At 47.4% G+C, this 646-nt stretch carries 2 protein-coding genes; both read right to left on the bottom strand.

Annotated elements, in window-relative coordinates; translation table 11 throughout:
- A partial coding sequence (locus ACP45E_RS00235) for an ABC transporter ATP-binding protein (protein ID WP_141707143.1) occupies positions 1 to 389 on the bottom strand: 389 nt, incomplete at its 3' end.
- A 35-nt stretch (positions 390 to 424) separates the two neighbouring features.
- Positions 425 to 646 (bottom strand): iron chelate uptake ABC transporter family permease subunit (locus tag ACP45E_RS00230; protein ID WP_141707142.1); only part of this gene is annotated, 222 nt, incomplete at its 5' end.

Below are 646 nucleotides of genomic sequence, written 5' to 3'. Positions count from 1 at the left end.
GTAACATGCATCGCTTGTTTTACTGCGAGCTCATCTTCTATGCTCCACTGGCTAAACAGCCCTTGATGGGCATGACGACCACGTGCCACTAACTCTGCAACCGTAACCCGTTCAGGGCTGGAAGAGCTTTGCGGCAGGAAACCGAGCAGTTTAGCGACCTCTTTACTTGGCATACGCTGGATCTGCTCACCATTTAGAATGACATGCCCCTGCTTTGGCGTTAGCAAGCGGCATAAGCTTTTTAGAAGCGTCGATTTTCCGCAGCCATTTGGCCCAACGATAACCGTTAATTGCCCGCTCGGTATAGTAACATCGAGCGCTTCACATATGATCTTTGAACCATATCCAAGCGTGAGCTTTTCAGCACTGAGTGTTGGGTTTCCATCCATTACAGAATCCAAAATAGTCATAATACGTCACTGAGTTATCGGCTTCTGGTGATAAGCCAAAGTAAATAAAATCCACCAATAATTCCGCACACTCTTCCGATCGGTAAGTTCACATCAATGGGCATTAGTTGAGTAATGAGATCAGCGATAAGCAGTATCAGCGCGCCCATCAACGCTGAAGAAATAATGGGTAAGTTCGCGGTGTTTCTTAACCGAACCATCAGTTGCGGAGCCGCCAAGGCGACAAAAGCAATAGG

It is taken from the genome of Vibrio genomosp. F10 str. 9ZD137, assembly GCF_049974785.1.
Lineage (GTDB): Bacteria > Pseudomonadota > Gammaproteobacteria > Enterobacterales > Vibrionaceae > Vibrio.
The sequence above is the reverse complement of the archived record's forward strand: the minus strand, read 5'-3'. Positions and strand labels throughout refer to the sequence as shown.